Genomic DNA, 335 nt, shown 5'->3' on the forward strand with positions numbered 1-335 from the left:
GCGTGCGACCTGCACAACGCAGCGCCACGCACGGGCGCGATTTGTGGGAGCCCCGACCCGGGGCGAAGCTTTTCCGGCACCGAGTTGCGCCATTCGCCGCGGGTCGCGGCTCCCACAGAAAAACAAGCCACCTGCATAAGTCGGCGTCACGCACGGGCTCGATTTGTGGGAGCACCGACCCGGGGCGAAGCTTTTCCGGCACCGAGTTGCGCCATTCGCCGCGGGTCGCGGCTCCCACAGAAAAACAAGCCACTTGCATAAGTCGGCGCCACGCACGGGCTCGATTAGTGGGAGCCCCGACCCGGGGCGAAGCTTTTCCGGCGCCGAGTTGCGCC

It is taken from the genome of Pseudomonas sp. KSR10, assembly GCF_022355455.1.
In the GTDB taxonomy this organism is placed as follows: domain Bacteria; phylum Pseudomonadota; class Gammaproteobacteria; order Pseudomonadales; family Pseudomonadaceae; genus Stutzerimonas; species Stutzerimonas stutzeri_E.